At 61.9% G+C, this 16,042-nt stretch carries 18 protein-coding genes; 12 read left to right on the top strand and 6 right to left on the bottom strand.

The features are described from left to right. The first annotated feature begins 28 nt into the window (after positions 1-28). Positions 29-1,054: an ABC transporter permease gene (locus ASE71_RS25515; RefSeq protein ID WP_060634985.1), complete on the top strand. Its 1,026-nt coding sequence runs from the start codon at positions 29-31 to the stop codon at positions 1,052-1,054. A gap of 213 nt (positions 1,055-1,267) precedes the next feature. After that, positions 1,268-1,390 (top strand): hypothetical protein, encoded by a 123-nt coding sequence (locus ASE71_RS37440; protein ID WP_255381084.1) that lies wholly within the window; start codon positions 1,268-1,270, stop codon positions 1,388-1,390. 117 nt (positions 1,391-1,507) lie between these two features. On the opposite strand, the gene ASE71_RS25510 is transcribed toward ASE71_RS37440, so the two are convergent. Continuing rightward, the gene (locus tag ASE71_RS25510) at positions 1,508-2,887 is read right to left on the bottom strand and encodes a sensor histidine kinase (RefSeq protein WP_060521025.1); all 1,380 of its coding nucleotides are present in this window, start codon (positions 2,885-2,887) and stop codon (positions 1,508-1,510) included. After that, positions 2,884-3,561 (bottom strand): response regulator transcription factor, encoded by a 678-nt coding sequence (locus ASE71_RS25505; protein ID WP_034800583.1) that lies wholly within the window; start codon positions 3,559-3,561, stop codon positions 2,884-2,886. Before ASE71_RS25505 ends, ASE71_RS25510 begins: the two co-directional genes overlap by 4 nt. A gap of 77 nt (positions 3,562-3,638) precedes the next feature. On the opposite strand from ASE71_RS25505, the gene ASE71_RS25500 reads away from it, so the two are divergent. Continuing rightward, entirely contained in the window at positions 3,639-4,706 is a 1,068-nt protein-coding gene (locus ASE71_RS25500; protein ID WP_060521024.1) for an ABC transporter substrate-binding protein, read from the top strand. 60 nt (positions 4,707-4,766) lie between these two features. Here the strand turns inward: ASE71_RS25500 and ASE71_RS25495 are convergent, their stop codons facing one another. Beyond that, complete coding sequence (locus tag ASE71_RS25495) at positions 4,767-5,216, bottom strand: DUF1801 domain-containing protein (protein ID WP_060521023.1); 450 nt, start codon at positions 5,214-5,216, stop codon at positions 4,767-4,769. A 461-nt stretch (positions 5,217-5,677) separates the two neighbouring features. Between ASE71_RS25495 and ASE71_RS25490 the strand changes: the two genes are divergently transcribed. From ASE71_RS25490 to ASE71_RS36550, 5 genes are all read left to right on the top strand, one after another. Further along, a complete protein-coding gene (locus ASE71_RS25490; protein WP_060521022.1) occupies positions 5,678-6,622 on the top strand; it encodes a Bug family tripartite tricarboxylate transporter substrate binding protein in 945 nt (314 codons plus the stop codon). Then, on the top strand, positions 6,619-7,110 hold the full coding sequence (locus tag ASE71_RS25485; protein WP_060521021.1) for a tripartite tricarboxylate transporter TctB family protein: 492 nt from the start codon (positions 6,619-6,621) through the stop codon (positions 7,108-7,110). The genes ASE71_RS25490 and ASE71_RS25485 overlap by 4 nt, the downstream gene beginning before the upstream one ends. Before the next feature lie 14 nt (positions 7,111-7,124). After that, entirely contained in the window at positions 7,125-8,642 is a 1,518-nt protein-coding gene (locus ASE71_RS25480) for a tripartite tricarboxylate transporter permease (protein WP_060521020.1), read from the top strand. A 206-nt stretch (positions 8,643-8,848) separates the two neighbouring features. Next, positions 8,849-9,016 (top strand): hypothetical protein, encoded by a 168-nt coding sequence (locus ASE71_RS36555; protein ID WP_089045897.1) that lies wholly within the window; start codon positions 8,849-8,851, stop codon positions 9,014-9,016. A gap of 287 nt (positions 9,017-9,303) precedes the next feature. Beyond that, on the top strand, positions 9,304-9,471 hold the full coding sequence (locus ASE71_RS36550; RefSeq protein WP_113544630.1) for a hypothetical protein: 168 nt from the start codon (positions 9,304-9,306) through the stop codon (positions 9,469-9,471). Between the two features lie 95 nt (positions 9,472-9,566). Here the strand turns inward: ASE71_RS36550 and ASE71_RS25465 are convergent, their stop codons facing one another. Both ASE71_RS25465 and ASE71_RS25460 read right to left on the bottom strand, forming a co-directional pair. After that, positions 9,567-9,842 (bottom strand): hypothetical protein, encoded by a 276-nt coding sequence (locus tag ASE71_RS25465; protein WP_060521018.1) that lies wholly within the window; start codon positions 9,840-9,842, stop codon positions 9,567-9,569. A 117-nt stretch (positions 9,843-9,959) separates the two neighbouring features. After that, a complete protein-coding gene (locus ASE71_RS25460) occupies positions 9,960-11,063 on the bottom strand; it encodes a DUF475 domain-containing protein (protein WP_060521017.1) in 1,104 nt (367 codons plus the stop codon). A gap of 456 nt (positions 11,064-11,519) precedes the next feature. Here ASE71_RS25460 and ASE71_RS25455 point away from each other — a divergent pair, with 456 nt between their 5' ends. From ASE71_RS25455 to ASE71_RS25445, 3 genes are all read left to right on the top strand, one after another. Continuing rightward, positions 11,520-12,428, top strand: a complete 909-nt coding sequence (locus ASE71_RS25455) for a DMT family transporter (protein ID WP_060521316.1) — start codon at positions 11,520-11,522, stop codon at positions 12,426-12,428. A 75-nt stretch (positions 12,429-12,503) separates the two neighbouring features. Continuing rightward, entirely contained in the window at positions 12,504-12,899 is a 396-nt protein-coding gene (locus tag ASE71_RS25450; RefSeq protein ID WP_060521315.1) for a VOC family protein, read from the top strand. Between the two features lie 127 nt (positions 12,900-13,026). Beyond that, complete coding sequence (locus ASE71_RS25445; protein ID WP_060521016.1) at positions 13,027-13,806, top strand: ABC transporter substrate-binding protein; 780 nt, start codon at positions 13,027-13,029, stop codon at positions 13,804-13,806. A gap of 70 nt (positions 13,807-13,876) precedes the next feature. Here the strand turns inward: ASE71_RS25445 and ASE71_RS25440 are convergent, their stop codons facing one another. After that, entirely contained in the window at positions 13,877-14,935 is a 1,059-nt protein-coding gene (locus ASE71_RS25440) for a GNAT family N-acetyltransferase (protein ID WP_060521015.1), read from the bottom strand. Positions 14,936-15,285: 350 nt separating this feature from the next. Here ASE71_RS25440 and ASE71_RS25435 point away from each other — a divergent pair, with 350 nt between their 5' ends. Beyond that, positions 15,286-16,035, top strand: a complete 750-nt coding sequence (locus tag ASE71_RS25435; protein ID WP_060521014.1) for an SDR family oxidoreductase — start codon at positions 15,286-15,288, stop codon at positions 16,033-16,035. Positions 16,036-16,042 lie beyond the last annotated feature (7 nt).

Here is a 16,042-nt window from a genome sequence, read left to right as displayed (position 1 = left end):
TGCCACCCGACGAAAGGGAGGAATGAAAATGGACACCAACATCGCCGCACAGGGCACGAGCGCACCGCTCTCAGGGACAAGGCGCCGCTTGCCGCCTGAATTCAACATCTTCCTGGTCTTGATCGGCATCGCGCTGGTCTATGAGATCCTCGGCTGGATTTTCGTCGGCCAGAGCTTCCTCATGAACCCGCAGCGCCTGACGATCATGATCCTGCAGGTTTCGGTGATTGGCATCATCGCCGTCGGCGTCACCCAGGTCATCATAACGGGCGGCATCGATCTTTCCTCCGGTTCCGTCGTCGGCATGACGGCGATGATTTCGGCAAGCGTCGCCCAGGCCTCCACCTGGCCGCGCGCGCTCTATCCATCCTTGACCGATATGCCGGCAATCGTTCCGATCGGGCTTGGCATCGGCATCGGGCTACTCGCCGGCTTTATCAACGGCCAGCTGATTGCCCGTACGAAGATCCCGCCCTTCATCGCCACGCTCGGCATGATGGTTTCGGCACGCGGCATTTCCAAGTGGTACACCAAGGGCCAGCCGGTCTCAGGCCTCACCGATCAGTTCAACTTCATCGGAACCGGCATCTGGCCCGTCATCGTCTTCCTGGTCGTCGCGCTCATCTTCCACATCGCGCTGCGCTACACCCGCTACGGCAAGTTCACCTATGCGATCGGCGCCAATGTCCAGGCAGCCCGTGTCTCCGGCATCAATGTCGAGGCGCATTTGATCAAGGTTTATGCCATTGCCGGCATGCTGGCGGGCCTCGCCGGTGTCGTCACCGCCGCCCGTGCCCAGACCGCACAGGCCGGCATGGGCGTTATGTACGAACTGGACGCGATCGCCGCGACCGTTATCGGCGGAACCTCGCTGACGGGTGGCGTCGGCCGGATCACCGGCACGGTCATCGGCACCATCATCCTTGGCGTCATGACCTCAGGCTTCACCTTCCTTCGGGTCGACGCCTACCACCAGGAAATCGTCAAGGGCCTGATCATTGTCGCGGCTGTCGTCATCGACGTCTATCGACAGAAGAACCGCAAGAAGGCCTGAGTCCCAAAAGGAATACTCTCCTCCCAGTGAAGCCAACTGGCCGGGATGACGAAAGTCATCCCGGCATTTTATTTTGTTCAGAAAGCTATACCGCCAGGCTCAAGCCGTTTTTCACATATGCTTGGCGCGCAGGGCTGCCCCGGCGCACGCGCTCTGGCAAAAACCTTGGCGATGCACTAGATCACAGGCGTTCAAAACTATTGGAGACTTCCCATGTTGTCGCAGCGCAAGCTTGCGAGCCAGTTTCAGCCGCGTTTCGTTCTTCAGCTTTGGAACGCGATGCTGCGGGTACAGACCCGCGAGACAGCTTCCTTCTTCGGCCACCGCGGCCGCTAAGCAAGACCCAAAAAACTAGAATTGCCTGAACCACGTGAGCGTGTCGCCTGACGGCTCGCAGATGGCTTTCGCTCAACCGGCCCGCATTTGGCGGCGCCGGATAGAGCCTATTCGTGCTTAGCCCTCTGGAAAGCGGATGGTCACCTTGAGGCCGCAGCCGTCAGCCCCCTCGCTGAGGCTGGTCGTCGCGCCGTAAAGCTCGGCAATCTCTTCGACGATCGGCAGCCCGAGCCCGGAGCCCGGAGCATCACTGCCGCCGCGCTCGAAACGCCTGAGTACCGTCTCGTGCAATTCCGGCCGAATGCCGGGTCCGTTATCCTCCACCTCCAGCGACACCGAACCGTCCCGCGCAAAGACACGGCTCGTCACTTCCGCACCGCGGCCGGCATAAAGCAGCGCATTGCCGATCAGGTTCTTGAGGAGTTCACCGATGAGCAACGGTTCGGCGCGGATGAAAGCCTCGCCCTCGCCGTCAAAGCCGAGATCGATATCCGCGTCGCCGGCCGCCGGCACATGCTCTGCCGTTATCTCCCGCACCAGTTCGACCAAATCGATGCGCTCCAGCGAACCGGTTTCGTCCTTGCCGGCAGCGTCGATCTTCGCCAACAGCAGCAACTGCCCCAGAATGCGCTCGGCATTGGCGACCGCCTCGTCGGCCTTTTTCACAGCACTTCTCGTCTCCTCGATCGAGCCGGCGCGTTGCGCCAGCGCGAGCTGCGTGCGGATAATGGCGAGCGGCGTGCGCAGCTGGTGGCTGGCATTGCCGGTGAAATTGCGAAGCGCATCGAGCGCCGACTGCAAGCGCCCCATGAAGGAATTGACCGTATCGACGAGGCCCTGGACCTCGTTCGGAACCCGCTCACCGATCGGATGCAGATCGTCCGGACTGCGCTCCGAGATCGCGTCACCCAGCCTGTAGAGCGGGCGCAAGGAAAACGTGACAGCGATCCAGACGATCACGGCAGCGCCGGCAATCATCATGCCGAGGCGGAGCGCCGAGCGCACCAGGATCGTCTGCGCCAGATGTCGGCGCGCGATCGTCGTTTCGGCAACCGTGACCACGAAGGGCACGGAGTTGATGCCTGTTGACGCGGAGCGGCGAAGCGCCGCGATGCGGATCGGTTCGCCGCGGAAGATCGAATCCGCAAAGGTGGTCGATGCACCCGGCTCCTCCGCCAGCGACGGCAGCGTCTGGTAGCCCGTGATGAACTGGCCGGGCGGCCCGTCGACCCGGTAGAAGACCCGGTCCTGCGCGGCCGACGTCAGCATTTCCAGCGCAACATAGGGGATGTCGACTTCAAGCGACCCGTCCTCCGCCACGACCACGCGCTCGGCGATTGCCAGCGCCGAGCCGGCAAGCACCCGGTCGGAGACGACGTTGGCGGTCGTTACCGCCTCGCGGTAGGTATCCATCAGTGCAATGACCCCGATCACCACCGTCGAGATCAACAGCCAGCCAAGCAGGCGCCGGCGGAGGGAATAGACCGTCGTCCTCATTCCGGCCCGGCCGCTTTGTCGAGATAGTAGCCGATGCCGCGGGCGGTGCGCACGGTCAGCCCATGCGGTGCGAGCCGCTTGCGAAGCCTGCTGACATATTGCTCGATCGCGTTGGAGCTCAAGTCATCGTCGAAACCTGTCAGCGACTGCATGATCGCATCCTTGGCGACCACCTTGCCGGCACGCATGAACAGAAGCTCAAGAAGTCCGAGCTCGCGCGCCGGGATCTCGATCGGCGCGCCGCCGGACGAGAAGCTGCGGGTGTTGAGATCGAGCGACACATTGCCGTAACTGACGGTCGAGGCCCTGAGGCCCGCCTGACGGCGCAAGAGCACGCGCACGCGCGCTTCGAGCTCGCCGACGTCGAAAGGTTTGATCATGTAGTCGTCGGCGCCGAGGTCGAGCCCCTTGATCCGCTCTTCGGGCGCGCCCCTTGCTGTCAGGATCAAGACCGCGGCGCGGTTCTGGCGAGCACGCATCGCCCGCAGCACATCGAGGCCATCCATTTCCGGCAGATTGAGATCGAGAATGACAAGATCGAACGTTTCGGTGGCGGCCACCGCATGCGCCGACGCACCGTCACTGACGACGTCAACGGCATAGCCACTGCCGCGCAAGATCGCCGACAGGCCCTCGGCCAGGTCCTGGTTGTCCTCAACAAGCAAGATACGCAATTATCATCACTCCCCCGACCACCTTATCCGCCGACGCCTTGCTTGTGAACGGTGCGACACTGAGGCATTGTGGATTCATGCGGTTCTTGATTTCTTTTCTTTTTTTCGCCCTTTGTCCCCAGCTGCTCCTTGCGGCCCCCATCATATTCCCAGCTCTTTCCGGCAAAGCGGACGTGCGCACGCTGGTCGTCTATTCATCGCTCGACGAGCCGCTCGCAAAGCCTATGATCATCGGTTTCCAGCGGGCCAATCCAGACGTTGCCGTGCGCTATGAGGACATGCTGACCGGAGAAATCTACGACCGCATCATCAAGGAGACCGACGCCGGAATGAAGACGGCGGACTTCGCCTTTTCTTCCGCCATGGACCTGCAAGTCAAGCTCAGCAACGACGGTTACGCCCAGCGCAGCGACCTGCCGATGAGCGACCGCTGGCCGGCCTGGGCCAACTGGCGCAACACGGCTTATGCGCTGACCTTCGAGCCTGCCGTCTTCGTCTATCACAAGCCGAGCTTCACCAAGGAGAAACCGCCGTCGACGCGCGCGGAATTTGTCGATTACCTGAAGCGCCAGGGCGCGACCGTCTTCGGCAGGATCGGAACCTATGACATCGAGCGGTCCGGCGTCGGTTTCCTCTTCATGTCACGCGACCAGGAACAGTTCGGCGATATATGGGATGTCATCCAGGCCATGGGTGCGGCCGGCGTCAAGCTCTACTCGACCAGCGAAGCAATCCTCGAGCGTGTCGCAGACGGCCGCTTCGTGCTCGGCTACAACATCCTCGGCTCTTACGCCGCCGACTGGGCGGCACGGCATCCGGATGTCGGCATCGTTCTGCCGAAGGACTACACCGTGGTGATGTCGCGCATCGGCCTCGTCCCGCAAGCTGCCGCCTCCCCCGACCTCGGCCGGCGCTATCTTGAATTCTTCATGTCCAAGGAAGGCCAGACGATCATGGCGCGGGAACTGCAAATCCCGGCCGTCAGCCCAGAGGTCGCCGGCGAAAACACCGCCAACACCATGCAGGAGATGCTTGGCGGCCAGTTGCGTCCCGTCCCGGTGAGCCCGGGACTGATGGTCTATCTTGATCAGGTGAAGCGCTCACGGCTGATTGCCAAATGGAACGAGGTTCTGAGGCTCCATTGAAGACGACCGACCGGAAGCGCGGCGCTCCCGGTCAGGTCGCAAACGCTCCAGGCGTCGGCCCTAAGCCTTCTTCCGCGAGCGCCCGGAACGCAGGGCCTGCGCGGAAAAGTTCAGTTCGACGGCGGCAAGCACCAACGCTTTCAACGCCTCTTCGTCGATCTGTTCCCCCTCATGGATGTCGATGGCCCGCCGGGTATTGCCTTCCAGGCTGGAGTTGAAAAGACCGGCCGGATCCGCGAGCGCCGCCCCCTTGGCAAAGGTCATCTTTACCACCGCCTTGTAGGTCTCGCCGGTGCAGATGATGCCGGCACGTTCCCAGACCGGGACACCCCGCCATTTCCATTCCTCGACGACCTCAGGATCGGCTTCCTTGATCAGCTTGCGTATCTGCGCGAGCGTCGCTCCGCGCCAGTCGGCAAGTTCCGCGATCCTCGCATCGATCTGTGCGGAGGCGGAAGTGACGTCTTCCGCCGCATCGTTGTTTTTCGCCTTGGTCGTCGCTTTCGCCATCTAATTTACTCTCCCATCATCCTTGCCGGAGCTCGCCTTCATGCGGGCTCGGCGCAAACCTGACTTCGCCTTGTCGGCGTTGCTTCCTCATACCTAGGCTCGGGCCGGCTGGCGGCAATATCCCAGTCGCGATTCGTGGTTCCGTCGCGAAATCCGGTCGGGAACTTCCTCAATTTGAACACCGGGGACCGGCAGCATCGCCTGTCAGCGCATGCGAGAACCTAAAATTCCGTAAACGATGCGGCAGGATTTTCGCATTCGGGGCTTGATGTCAGCTAAATGTCAGCTTTCTATGGTGCCTTAAGGTCACTGGCACCCGTGGAGGCGGGCCGCCGGTTGCGTACTGGGAGGAAGCCACCAATCCGGTCAAGCGATAAGGGTCGAAAGAGCCCGTCGCCGTCTTCCCGTTCGCACACAGCAACAACGTGCGCGGTGAAAACGCGCCTCACGGAGGACTGACCTTGAAACATATTTTCCTCGCAACGATTCTCGCCGGTGCCATGTCGCTCCCGGCAGTTGCCGCTGACTACACGATCATTGCACCGGCAAATCCGGGCGGCGGCTGGGACCAGACGGCGCGTTCGCTGCAGACGGTCATGCAGCAGGAAGGCATCTCCGGAAACGTTCAGGTTCAGAACGTCCCGGGCGCCGGCGGCACCATTGGTCTCGCCCAGTTCGCAAGCCAGCAGAAGGGCAACCCGAACGCCCTGATCGTCGGCGGCTACGTCATGGTCGGTGCAATCCTCACCAACAAGTCCCCGGTCACCCTTAAGGACGTCACGCCAATCGCGCGCCTGACCGGCGAATACGAAGCTGTCGTCGTTCCGGCCTCGTCCGAGATCAAGACCATGGGCGACCTCGTCGAAGCCCTGAAGAAGGATCCGGGCGCCGTGTCCTGGGCTGGCGGCTCGGCCGGCGGTACCGACCACATCGCCGTTGGCCTGATCGCCAAGGCGGCCGGCGTCGACCCGACCAAGATCAACTACATCGCCTATTCCGGCGGCGGTGAAGCACTTGCTGCCATCCTCGGCAGCCAGGTTACGGCCGGTGTCTCGGGCTACGGCGAATTCGAATCGCAGGTCAAGGCCGGCACGCTTCGCCTGCTAGCCGTCTCGAGCGCCGAGCGTCTTGCCGGCGTCGATGCTCCGACGCTGAAGGAATCCGGTCTCGACGTGACTGTCGAAAACTGGCGCATGATCGCTGCTGCTCCGGGTCTCTCGGACGAGCAGAAGGCTGCCGTAACCGCCGATATCGAGAAGCTTGCGAAGTCCGCCGGTTGGCAGGAAGTCCTGAAGACCAAGGGCTGGCAGGACACCTATCTCGCCGGTGACGCCTTCAACACCCAGCTCGACAAGGATGTTGCGGCGACCGAAGGCGTTCTCAAGGACATTGGACTGGTGAAATGACCAAGGGGCATCACCCTTCAACTGCAACGCGTCGCCCGGATCGGGCGGCGCTCTTCATCGCGGTGGTTCTCGCCGCTATCGCTGGACTCATTTTCTGGGATGTGTCGCGCCTGACCGGCGCTGCCGGCTACTCCCAGGTCGGACCGACCACGGTCCCCTATGCGATCGCCTGCTGTCTTTTTGGCCTTGCGATCTGGACCGCGATCGAAGCGTTTCGCGGCGATTTTCCAGAGCGCGAGCGCCAGGAAATCGCTCCGGTTATCTGGATCGTCGGTGGTCTTGCCGCCCAGATGCTGCTTTTGAACATTGCAGGCTTCTCGATCGCCACCGGCATTCTGTTCGCGTTGACCGCACGTGGTTTCGGCAAGCGCAAGCTTTGGTTCTCGCTCCCCGTCGGCATTGCGATCTGCTTTGTCGTGTGGGTGATCTTCGCCAAGCTCCTGCTCCTGTCGCTGCCCGCGGGGCCGCTTGAACGCCTGTTCTTCTAAGAGGGCCGACGACCATGGCTACTTTTGAATTCCTGATGCAGGGGTTGCTGGTTGCTGCGCAGCCGATGAACCTGCTCTACGCGCTGATCGGCGTGACGCTCGGCACGGCGGTTGGCGTCCTGCCCGGCATCGGCCCGGCACTGACGGTGGCGCTCCTGCTGCCGGTCACCTACCGTCTCGATCCCGGCGGCTCACTGATCATGTTTGCCGGCATCTATTACGGCGGCATGTATGGGGGCTCGACCACGTCGATCCTGCTCAACACGCCCGGTGAAAGCGCCTCGATCGTGACTGCGCTCGAAGGCAACAAGATGGCGAGAGCGGGACGCGGCGGGCCCGCACTGGCAACGGCCGCGATCGGCTCCTTCGTCGCCGGCCTGATCGCCACGCTCGGTCTTGCCTTCATCGCGCCCTACATCGTCAAGCTGGCCCTTGTTTTCGGTCCGCGCGAATATTTCGCGCTGATGGTTCTCGCCTTTGTCACCGTTTCCTCCGCCTTCGGCGACAGCACCCTCCGCGGTCTGACATCGCTGTTTGTCGGCCTGGCGCTTTCCGTCGTCGGCATCGACCAATTGACCGGCCAGGCACGCCTTTCCTTTGGCGTTCCCGAACTGCTCGACGGCATCGAGGTCACGACGCTCGCCGTTGCCATGTTCGCGATCGGCGAGACGCTCTACATCGCCGCACAGGGCGACAAGGGGCCTGACAAGGTCGAGACCGTCCGTGGCTCGGTGTGGATGAATGCGTCCGACTGGGCACGTTCCTGGAAGGCCTGGCTGCGCGGTACGCTCATCGGCTTCCCGATCGGCGCCATGCCGGCTGGCGGCGCCGAGATCGGCACCTTCCTGTCCTACGCCACCGAAAAGCGGCTGACGAAGCATCCCGAAGAATTCGGCAATGGCGCGATCGAAGGCGTCGCCGGTCCGGAAGCGGCCAACAACGCCTCGGCCGCCGGTACGCTCGTTCCGCTGCTGACGCTCGGCCTGCCGACCACGGCAACCGCGGCAATCATGCTTGCCGGCTTCCAGCAGTATGGCCTCCAGCCCGGACCGCTGCTGTTTGCGACCAATCCGCAGCTCGTCTGGGGCCTGATAGCCAGCCTGCTGATCGCCAACTTCATGTTGCTGGTGCTGAACCTGCCGCTCATCGGTCTTTGGGTGAAGCTGCTGACCGTTCCGAAGCCCTGGCTCTATGCCGGCATCCTGCTGTTTGCCACGCTCGGCACCATCGGCGCCAACCCGTCGGTCTACGAACTCGGCATGCTGCTCGCCTTCGGCCTGCTCGGCTACGCCATGCGCATCTTCGGATATCCGATCGCGCCTGTTGTCGTCGGCCTGATCCTTGGCCCGCTCGCGGAACAGCAGCTACGCCGCGCGCTCGCGATCAGCCAGGGGGACTACTCGGTCCTGTTCACCTCGCCGATCGCAGCCGGTCTTCTGATCATCGCGGCAGCGGCGCTGATCGTACCGCTCATCCTTCGCGCCCGCGGCCGCGGCGAAGTCCTTTCGCAACTCGCCGCCAGCGAAGACTAAGCCCCAATAACAATCGGTTCCGGAAACCCTTTCGGACCCGATCGACATAGCGCCTCCTCCCAAGGCCTATCCGCAGGCCCGGACGGTTTGAATACCGACCGGGCCTGCTTCCATTGCATGGCTGGCGTGTCCGATTGTGCATTGCAAAAAGACCGACCAAACCCGATCTTTTGCTCATCAAAGAGAAAACGAAAGCGAGCAAGAAGATGGCTACCACAACTTATCACAAGGGTTTCATCGGTCGTGCATTCGCAGTTCTCGGCGCTGCTAGCGCTGCCGCCGCCGCTGTCGAAGGTCACCGCCGCCCGAAGGCAAGCGACCTGCGCACGCTGGGCATTGATCCGGCGAACTTCCCGGACACGCGCCGCGGCTAACAAATTCCAGCGCCCCGAGGGGCGCCTTATCCTCCCAAGGATCAAAAACGGCTCGGGGTCGAGAGACCACCGGGCCGTTGTGTTTTCCGGCACCCGGCAACTTCAGCCATCACGCCCCGCCACTTCACTGGCCCGAGTCAAGAGGGCGGGCGGTCCGACGCCTACCCGTCGCAAGTTCAACCAGCCTGCTTCCTTTGCATGGCTGGCGTGCTTCATTGTGCATTGCAAAAAGACCGGCCAAACCCCATCTTTTGCTCATCAAAGAGAAAACGAAAGCGAGCAAGAAGATGGCTACCACAACTTATCACAAGGGTTTCGTCGGTCGTGCATTCGCAGTTCTCGGCGCTGCTAGCGCTGCCGCCGCCGCTGTCGAAGGTCACCGCCGCCCGAAGGCAAGCGACCTGCGTACGCTGGGCATTGATCCGGCGAACTTCCCGGACACACGCCGCGGCTAAAAAATTCCAGCGCCCCGAGGGGCGCCTTATCCTCCCAAGGATCAAAAAACGGCTCGGGGTCGAGAGACCACCGGGCCGCTTTGCATTTGAAGGTATCAGCGAGATTTTGCGAACGGCAGGAAATCCCGCAATCGCGTCCGAAGGATCTGGGACCAAGGAACCTCGGCATCGATTGCTGCGTAGCCGGCCCGCGTCAGCGAAAACTCGACACGACCGGCACTGTCTTGCCGACGGATCATGTACTGCATGTTGAGCGCACGGAAGACCGCCGCATGCAGGTCCTGCGGCCAATCGACGTCTTCGGCCGGCACGCGATGGGCACCTGCCCTGTATAGCTCCTCAAGCACATTCTTCAGATCGTCAGCCAGCATTCGTTACTTATCCGGTGTGCTGCATGATTTGACAACGCGACGGTCGATCCGAGCCCAAAGAAAAACGGCCCGGCGTTTCCGCCGGGCCGTTTCCGATTTGAAAGAGAGGCTCTCCGCTTAGGCTTCCGCGCGAGCCCGCTCTTCCTGGTGCGCGCCAGCAAGCTCTTCCTGGCGTTCCCGCTTGTTGTAGCGGATCGACGACCAGAGCGAGATGCCAATAAGCGCAGCGCCACCGAGGCCGGTGATGACTTCCGGAATGTGGACCAGGGTCTGGAAGTACATGACCACCGAGAGGATCAGGATCGCGTAGAACGCGCCGTGCTCCAGGTAGCGATATTCGCTGAGCGTACCCTTTTCGACGAGCATGATCGTCATCGAGCGCACATACATGGCGCCGATGCCGAGGCCGATCGCGATAATGAAGAGGTTCTGCGTCAGTGCGAAGGCGCCGATAACGCCGTCGAACGAGAAGCTGGCATCGAGAACTTCGAGATAGAGGAAGGCACCGAAGCCGCCCTTTGCCGCAGCACTCATGGTTTCCTGCTGCGCATCGAGCAGTCCGCCGACCACCTCAACCACGAGGAAGGTCAGGAGGCCATAGATCGCCGAATAGACGAAGGTGTGCACGTCTGCCGGCTCAAGCAGCGTCGAGAAGCCGAGGATAAGAGCGAGGACGAATGCGATCTCGACGCCCTTGATGGTCGCAAAACGCGCCATCTTGGTTTCGACCCACTTGATCCAGTGCACGTCCTTCTCATGGTCGAAGAAGTAGCTGAGACCGACCATCATCAGGAAGGTGCCACCGAAGGCCGCGATCGGCAAATGCGCGTCGTTCATGATGCGCGCGTATTCTTCGGGCTTGCTTGCCGCCAGAACGATCGCTTCGATCGGACCGATCTTCGCTGCGATAACGACGATCAGGAGCGGGAAGACGATACGCATGCCGAAGACGGCGATGAGAATGCCCCACGTCAGGAAGCGATGCTGCCACTCGGGCGTCATGTCCTTGAGCTTGTTGGCATTAACGATGGCGTTATCGAAGGACAGGGAGATTTCGAGCACCGCAAGCACGGTGCAGATGAAGAAGACGGAGGCCATGCCACCGATGGTGCCGGTCGACTGCCAACCGAGCCATGCGCCGAGCACCAGGCCGACCGCCGTGACGATGAAGGCCCAGGTGAAATAGCCGAGCGCGCTCGAATGCGATTGAGGCTGGTTCATCGACGTGCCTCCTTCGCGCGGACGACGCCGGATTCGGTGAAAAAATGGGGTTTCAAAACAGAAATGCGCACGGCCGAAGGTGCGCATGCGTGAGGCATGAGATCAGTTTTCATGAGAGCTAATCCGCCGGCTAATTTGCTGGCGGTACCGACATCACGAGAGCGCCGTAAAAACTCTCGCCAGAGGGGCCCGGCACCAGTGTTCGACCCGCGATCCGATGTCTGGACGGCGGGCACGCTTGACTAATTAGCAGTGTCGGGCGGAACGTCAAGGGGGCGGCCACTCGCTTTGATGGTGGATCGCCAAACGGTTGTTACCAAGTCCTGTCTTAGTTCGGCTGCCGCACCAAGCGTCGCCACCGATTCATTCGCAAAACTTATGGTTCCATATGCAGACGGCAATGGATCGGCCGCGCTGAATGTGGCATGGCGTGCGCAACTTATTGAAGGCCCTGACATGACCGTGATCTCCGCCCCCATAACCGCCCCGAACGCCGCCCGTACCGGCGTCCTCATCATGCTCTTGGGTATGCTGATGTTTTCGCTAAACGACGTGATGGGCAAATGGCTGGTGGCGACCTACTCCGTCAGCCAGCTGATGGTGATCCGAAGCGTTGCGGCACTTCTGTTCCTGTCGCCCTTCATTCTCAGGCGCGGCCTGCGCTCTATGTTCCAGGTCGAGCGTCCTGGCCTCCAGGCCCTTCGCTCGCTGCTCTTTGCCATCGACGCTTCCGCCTTTTATTTCGCGGTCGCCTACATGCCGCTCGCCGATACCATGACCTACTGGCTGGCCGCGCCGATCTATGTGGCGGCGGCCTCGCCGTTCCTGCTTGGCGAAAAGGTTGGCTGGCGGCGCTGGACGGCGATCCTCATCGGCTTTGCCGGCGTCTTGATCGCGCTCGAGCCCTCCAAGGAAAGCCTCGGCCTTCCGGCCTTGATTGCGCTTGCCGGCAGCACCGCCTTCGCCTTTGCCCTCATGCTCGGTCGCACGCTCCGCTCCACGCCTGACACGACACTGGTCTTCTGGCAGATCGTCGGCGCGCTCATCTTCTCGCTCGTCGGCGTTGCCGCCAATCCCTCCGGCTGGGCGCCGGTCGATGGCGAAGCGCTGTTGCAACTCGGCGCGCTCGGCATCGTCGCGATGCTCGCGCATATCCTCGTCAATCGGTCGCTCAAGCTCGCCGATGCAGCCACCGTCGTCCCGCTGCAGTACACGCTGCTCTTCTGGGCCGTCGTCTTCGGCTGGTTCTTCTTCGGCGACACACCGCGTCCGACCGTGCTCGTCGGCGCGGCATTGATCGTCGCCTCGGGCCTCTTCATCTTCTTCCGCGAACAGCAGTTGAAGAAGCGAAACGCAAAAGCCTGATCTCCCGCCCGGCGGGGTTCCCTCATCGGCGACACTCTGCTACGCCGCCGAGGTCCAAGCTTGAAGGAGATGTCCGTGGCCAAAGCGATCCATTCGATGATCCGTGTTCTCGAAGAGAAGCGATCGATCGATTTCTATCGCGTGGCCTTCGGGCTCGAAATCGCTGAACGGCTGGAGTTCGAAACCTTCGTGCTGATCTACCTCAGCAACGGGGAAAGCGAATTCGAGCTGGAGCTGACGGTCAACAAGGACCGGACCGAGCCCTATGCGCTCGGTGATGGCTATGGTCATCTGGCGTTGTCGGTCGACGACCTCGACGCCGAACATCAGCGGCTCACGGAATCCGGCCTCACCCCGGGAAAGATCGTCGACTTCAACCGAGACGGCGCCCTGCTTGCGCGGTTCTTCTTCGTGGTCGATCCCGACGGTTACAAGGTCGAAGTGCTGCAGCGCCACGGTCGCTACAAGTAGGACCTGGCCGCCAGACAGATCAACCAAAACAATACCGATTATCGCGCCTATCTATTTCGCTTATAGACAAGCGCGACTTAGTCTTCCCCGGAAGCATCAAGAATGATGCGCAACAAGGGGAACGCGAATGAAGAAGCGGATTGCAGCAGCAGTGCTCGCCATCATGGCGGCAACGGCCGTTTCGGCCCAGGCCGCCGAAAAGATCAAGATCGGCACGGAGGGAGCCTACCCTCCCTTCAACTTCATCGACCCCGCCGGCAAGATCGGCGGCTTCGACGTCGACATCGGATTAGCACTTTGCGAGCGCATGAAGGTCGAATGCGAAGTCGTCGCCCAGGACTGGGACGGCATCATTCCCGGTTTGGTCGCCAAGAAATACGACCTGATCATCGCTTCGATGTTCATCACCGAGGAACGCAAGAAGCAGGTCGCCTTCACCAATCCCTACTACCTCGCAGCCATGACGCATGCGGCCCCGAAGGGTGCAGGCTTTACCGAGTTCACCAATGAGGCGCTCAAGGGCAAGGTGATCGGCGCACAGTCAGGCACGACCCAGGCCGAATACATCACCGCCACCTACCCCGATGCGGAGATCAAGCTCTACCCGACCCAGGACGAGGCGAACCTCGACATGGTCAACGGCCGCCTCGACCTTCAGGTGGGCGACATGCTGCCGCTGCTCGACTGGGTGACGAAGAATGCCGACGGAAAGGCATGTTGCGAACTGATCGGCGAGCCGATCACCGACAAGAAATTCGTCGGCGAAGGTGTCGGCATTGCTGTGCGCCAGGAGGACAACGACCTGCGCGAACGGCTGAACAAGGCGCTGGACGAAATCCGCGCCGACGGCACTTACAAGAAGATCAACGACAAGTACTTCACCATCGACGTCTATACGATGAAGTGACGCCTGAAGGCGGGCGGAACAGCCCATTTGAGATCCGGCCGCGCCCCAGAAGCGCGGCCGGATCCTCTTCTTATTCTTCTCTTATCGCGCGCTGCCTTGCCACGATCGTCTTGAATTCGGGATCGTCGACGAGCGATTGAACGGCCCAGTAACCTTCGAGCCACTCGGCCTCGCCTTCCCAACCGCCATCGACAAGCTCGCGGAGATTGGCAAGCGCCCGGGTGCGGTCGCCGGCAAGCATCCAGGCCCCGGTAGCGTGGAAGCGATACCAGCTGATGTGATCGCTTGCCCGCTCCAGATGAAGGCCCCATTCCCGGCAGGTGTCGAGATCGAGATCGCCGACGTTCTCTGCCGGCAGGTTACCGCTATAGGCTACGTGCCGATCGCGTTCGATGAGGCCGATGCCCCTGGCAATCGCGATTGATCCCTTGTTCGAGGCGTGCGCGTGCCACTCGATATCGGGACGTCCGCGCTTGATGCACTCGGCGATCGTCACAGCCGCTGCCGATTTGCCAAGCCCAAGGCGCCGGTAGGCAGGCTCGGTCCCGACGCCCACTTCGCAACGAGTACCGCTGACGCTGTCGGTTGCGCAATGGCTGACGACGGATCCGTCGTAAAGCACACAGAAGCCGATGGCGTTTTCCAGGAAGAGTTCGGGAGAAGCCCACCCTTCCATGAGATCGGTTACCGTCTCGATATTGCCGGGTTCCAGATCGAGCAGGCGCTGGTCGATCGGCACGAGACGGAAGCCGTCAGGCAACACCGTCGCAGCAAGACCAAGACTTGCTCCCGGCAAGCCCATCCTGACGCGCGGATGGGGCCGGGCGAAGCGATTAGACCAGATATCGCCGAGACGATCGGACCAGCGGTCTTCGACGAAGAAATAGGCCCAGTCAGGGATCAGTTCCTTCAGATTGGCAAAGCTATCGACCACCTCGTCGGGCAGACCCGCGAGATAATAGGCATCGCCATTGGCGAGCAGCGCGACGCGTGGTTCGACCGGACGATCGACCCAGATTTCACCTTCTATGGTGCCGTCGAGTACGGCAGCGATGGCTACGTGGGTGGAAGAAAAGTCTTTTAGGAGGGCGTGAGCAGCCGGATAGGCCGCTTGTTCGAGTAGAAACATGGAAATGCAATCCTGTTGCGGTGGGATATCCCATCCCTGCCGCCAGAAGAAAGAGTTGAGACGAGAAGGTCGTCCCGTTTCAGACCGACTTCAGCCGACCGGCGCACGGCGTTGGACACTGTCATCTTGCACCCTCTCTCTTCCTGTGCGCCCCGGATCGGGCGCGATTGCACTCGACGAACTAGACAGCAGGGCCGGATGGAACAAGCGCTTTACGGTATCCGCTTCAGGACGGCCCTGCGGTCCGTGCGCTTGCGCCATTGGCGGCTGCAACGACAGGCGCTAAAGCTCTTCTGCCGGGATTTGGTGTAGCGTCAGCCCGGAACCGGCGGAATGCATCGGAGACCGACATGTTCGACCTCAGCGGAATGACGGCATTGGTAACGGGTGGCGGCCGCGGTCTCGGCTTTGAAATGGCAAAGGCGCTCGCACGGGCAGGAGCAGCCGTCGCGATCAACGGCCGCGGTTCCGCCACACTCGAAACGGCCCGTACCCAGGCTGCCTCGGAAGGCACCGCACTCGACATCGTTCCCGGCGACGTTTCGACGGATGTGGAAAAGATCGTCGCTGCCGCCGCCGGCAGGACCGGCCAACTCGACGTCCTCATTCACGCCGTCGGCGAGCGCGACCGGCGCGGCACCGACGTCATGGATCCCGCCGCCTTTGCCACCCTCGTCAACACGGACCTGACGGCAGCCTATGCGATGGCGCGGGCAGCACTTCCCTATTTCCGCCGCTCCTCGTCCGCCCGGCTGATCTTCGTCACCTCGATCGCCGCCTCCGTCGCGCGGCCGGGCGACCCCGCCTATACCGCGGCAAAGGGCGGTCTTGATGCCCTCACCCGTTCATTGGCGGTGGAACTTGGATCGGCGACGCTGACGGTCAACGCGATTGCGCCCGGCTGGTTTGCAACCGAGACCAATGCCGCACTCGCCTCCGATCCCGCACTGCAGGCCTTCGTCGATATCCGAATTCCCTTGAAACGCTGGGGCCGACCGGAGGAGATCGCGCCGGCCGCCGTGTTCCTGGCCTCGCCTGCCGCCAGCTTCGTCAATGGCATAACCTTGACGGTGGACGGTGGCATGACCGCGCAGATGTGAGCGTCAT

The sequence above is a fragment of the Ensifer sp. Root954 genome, from assembly GCF_001429005.1.
Lineage (GTDB): Bacteria > Pseudomonadota > Alphaproteobacteria > Rhizobiales > Rhizobiaceae > Ensifer > Ensifer adhaerens.
This window is presented reverse-complemented; position numbering and strand designations above follow the sequence as displayed.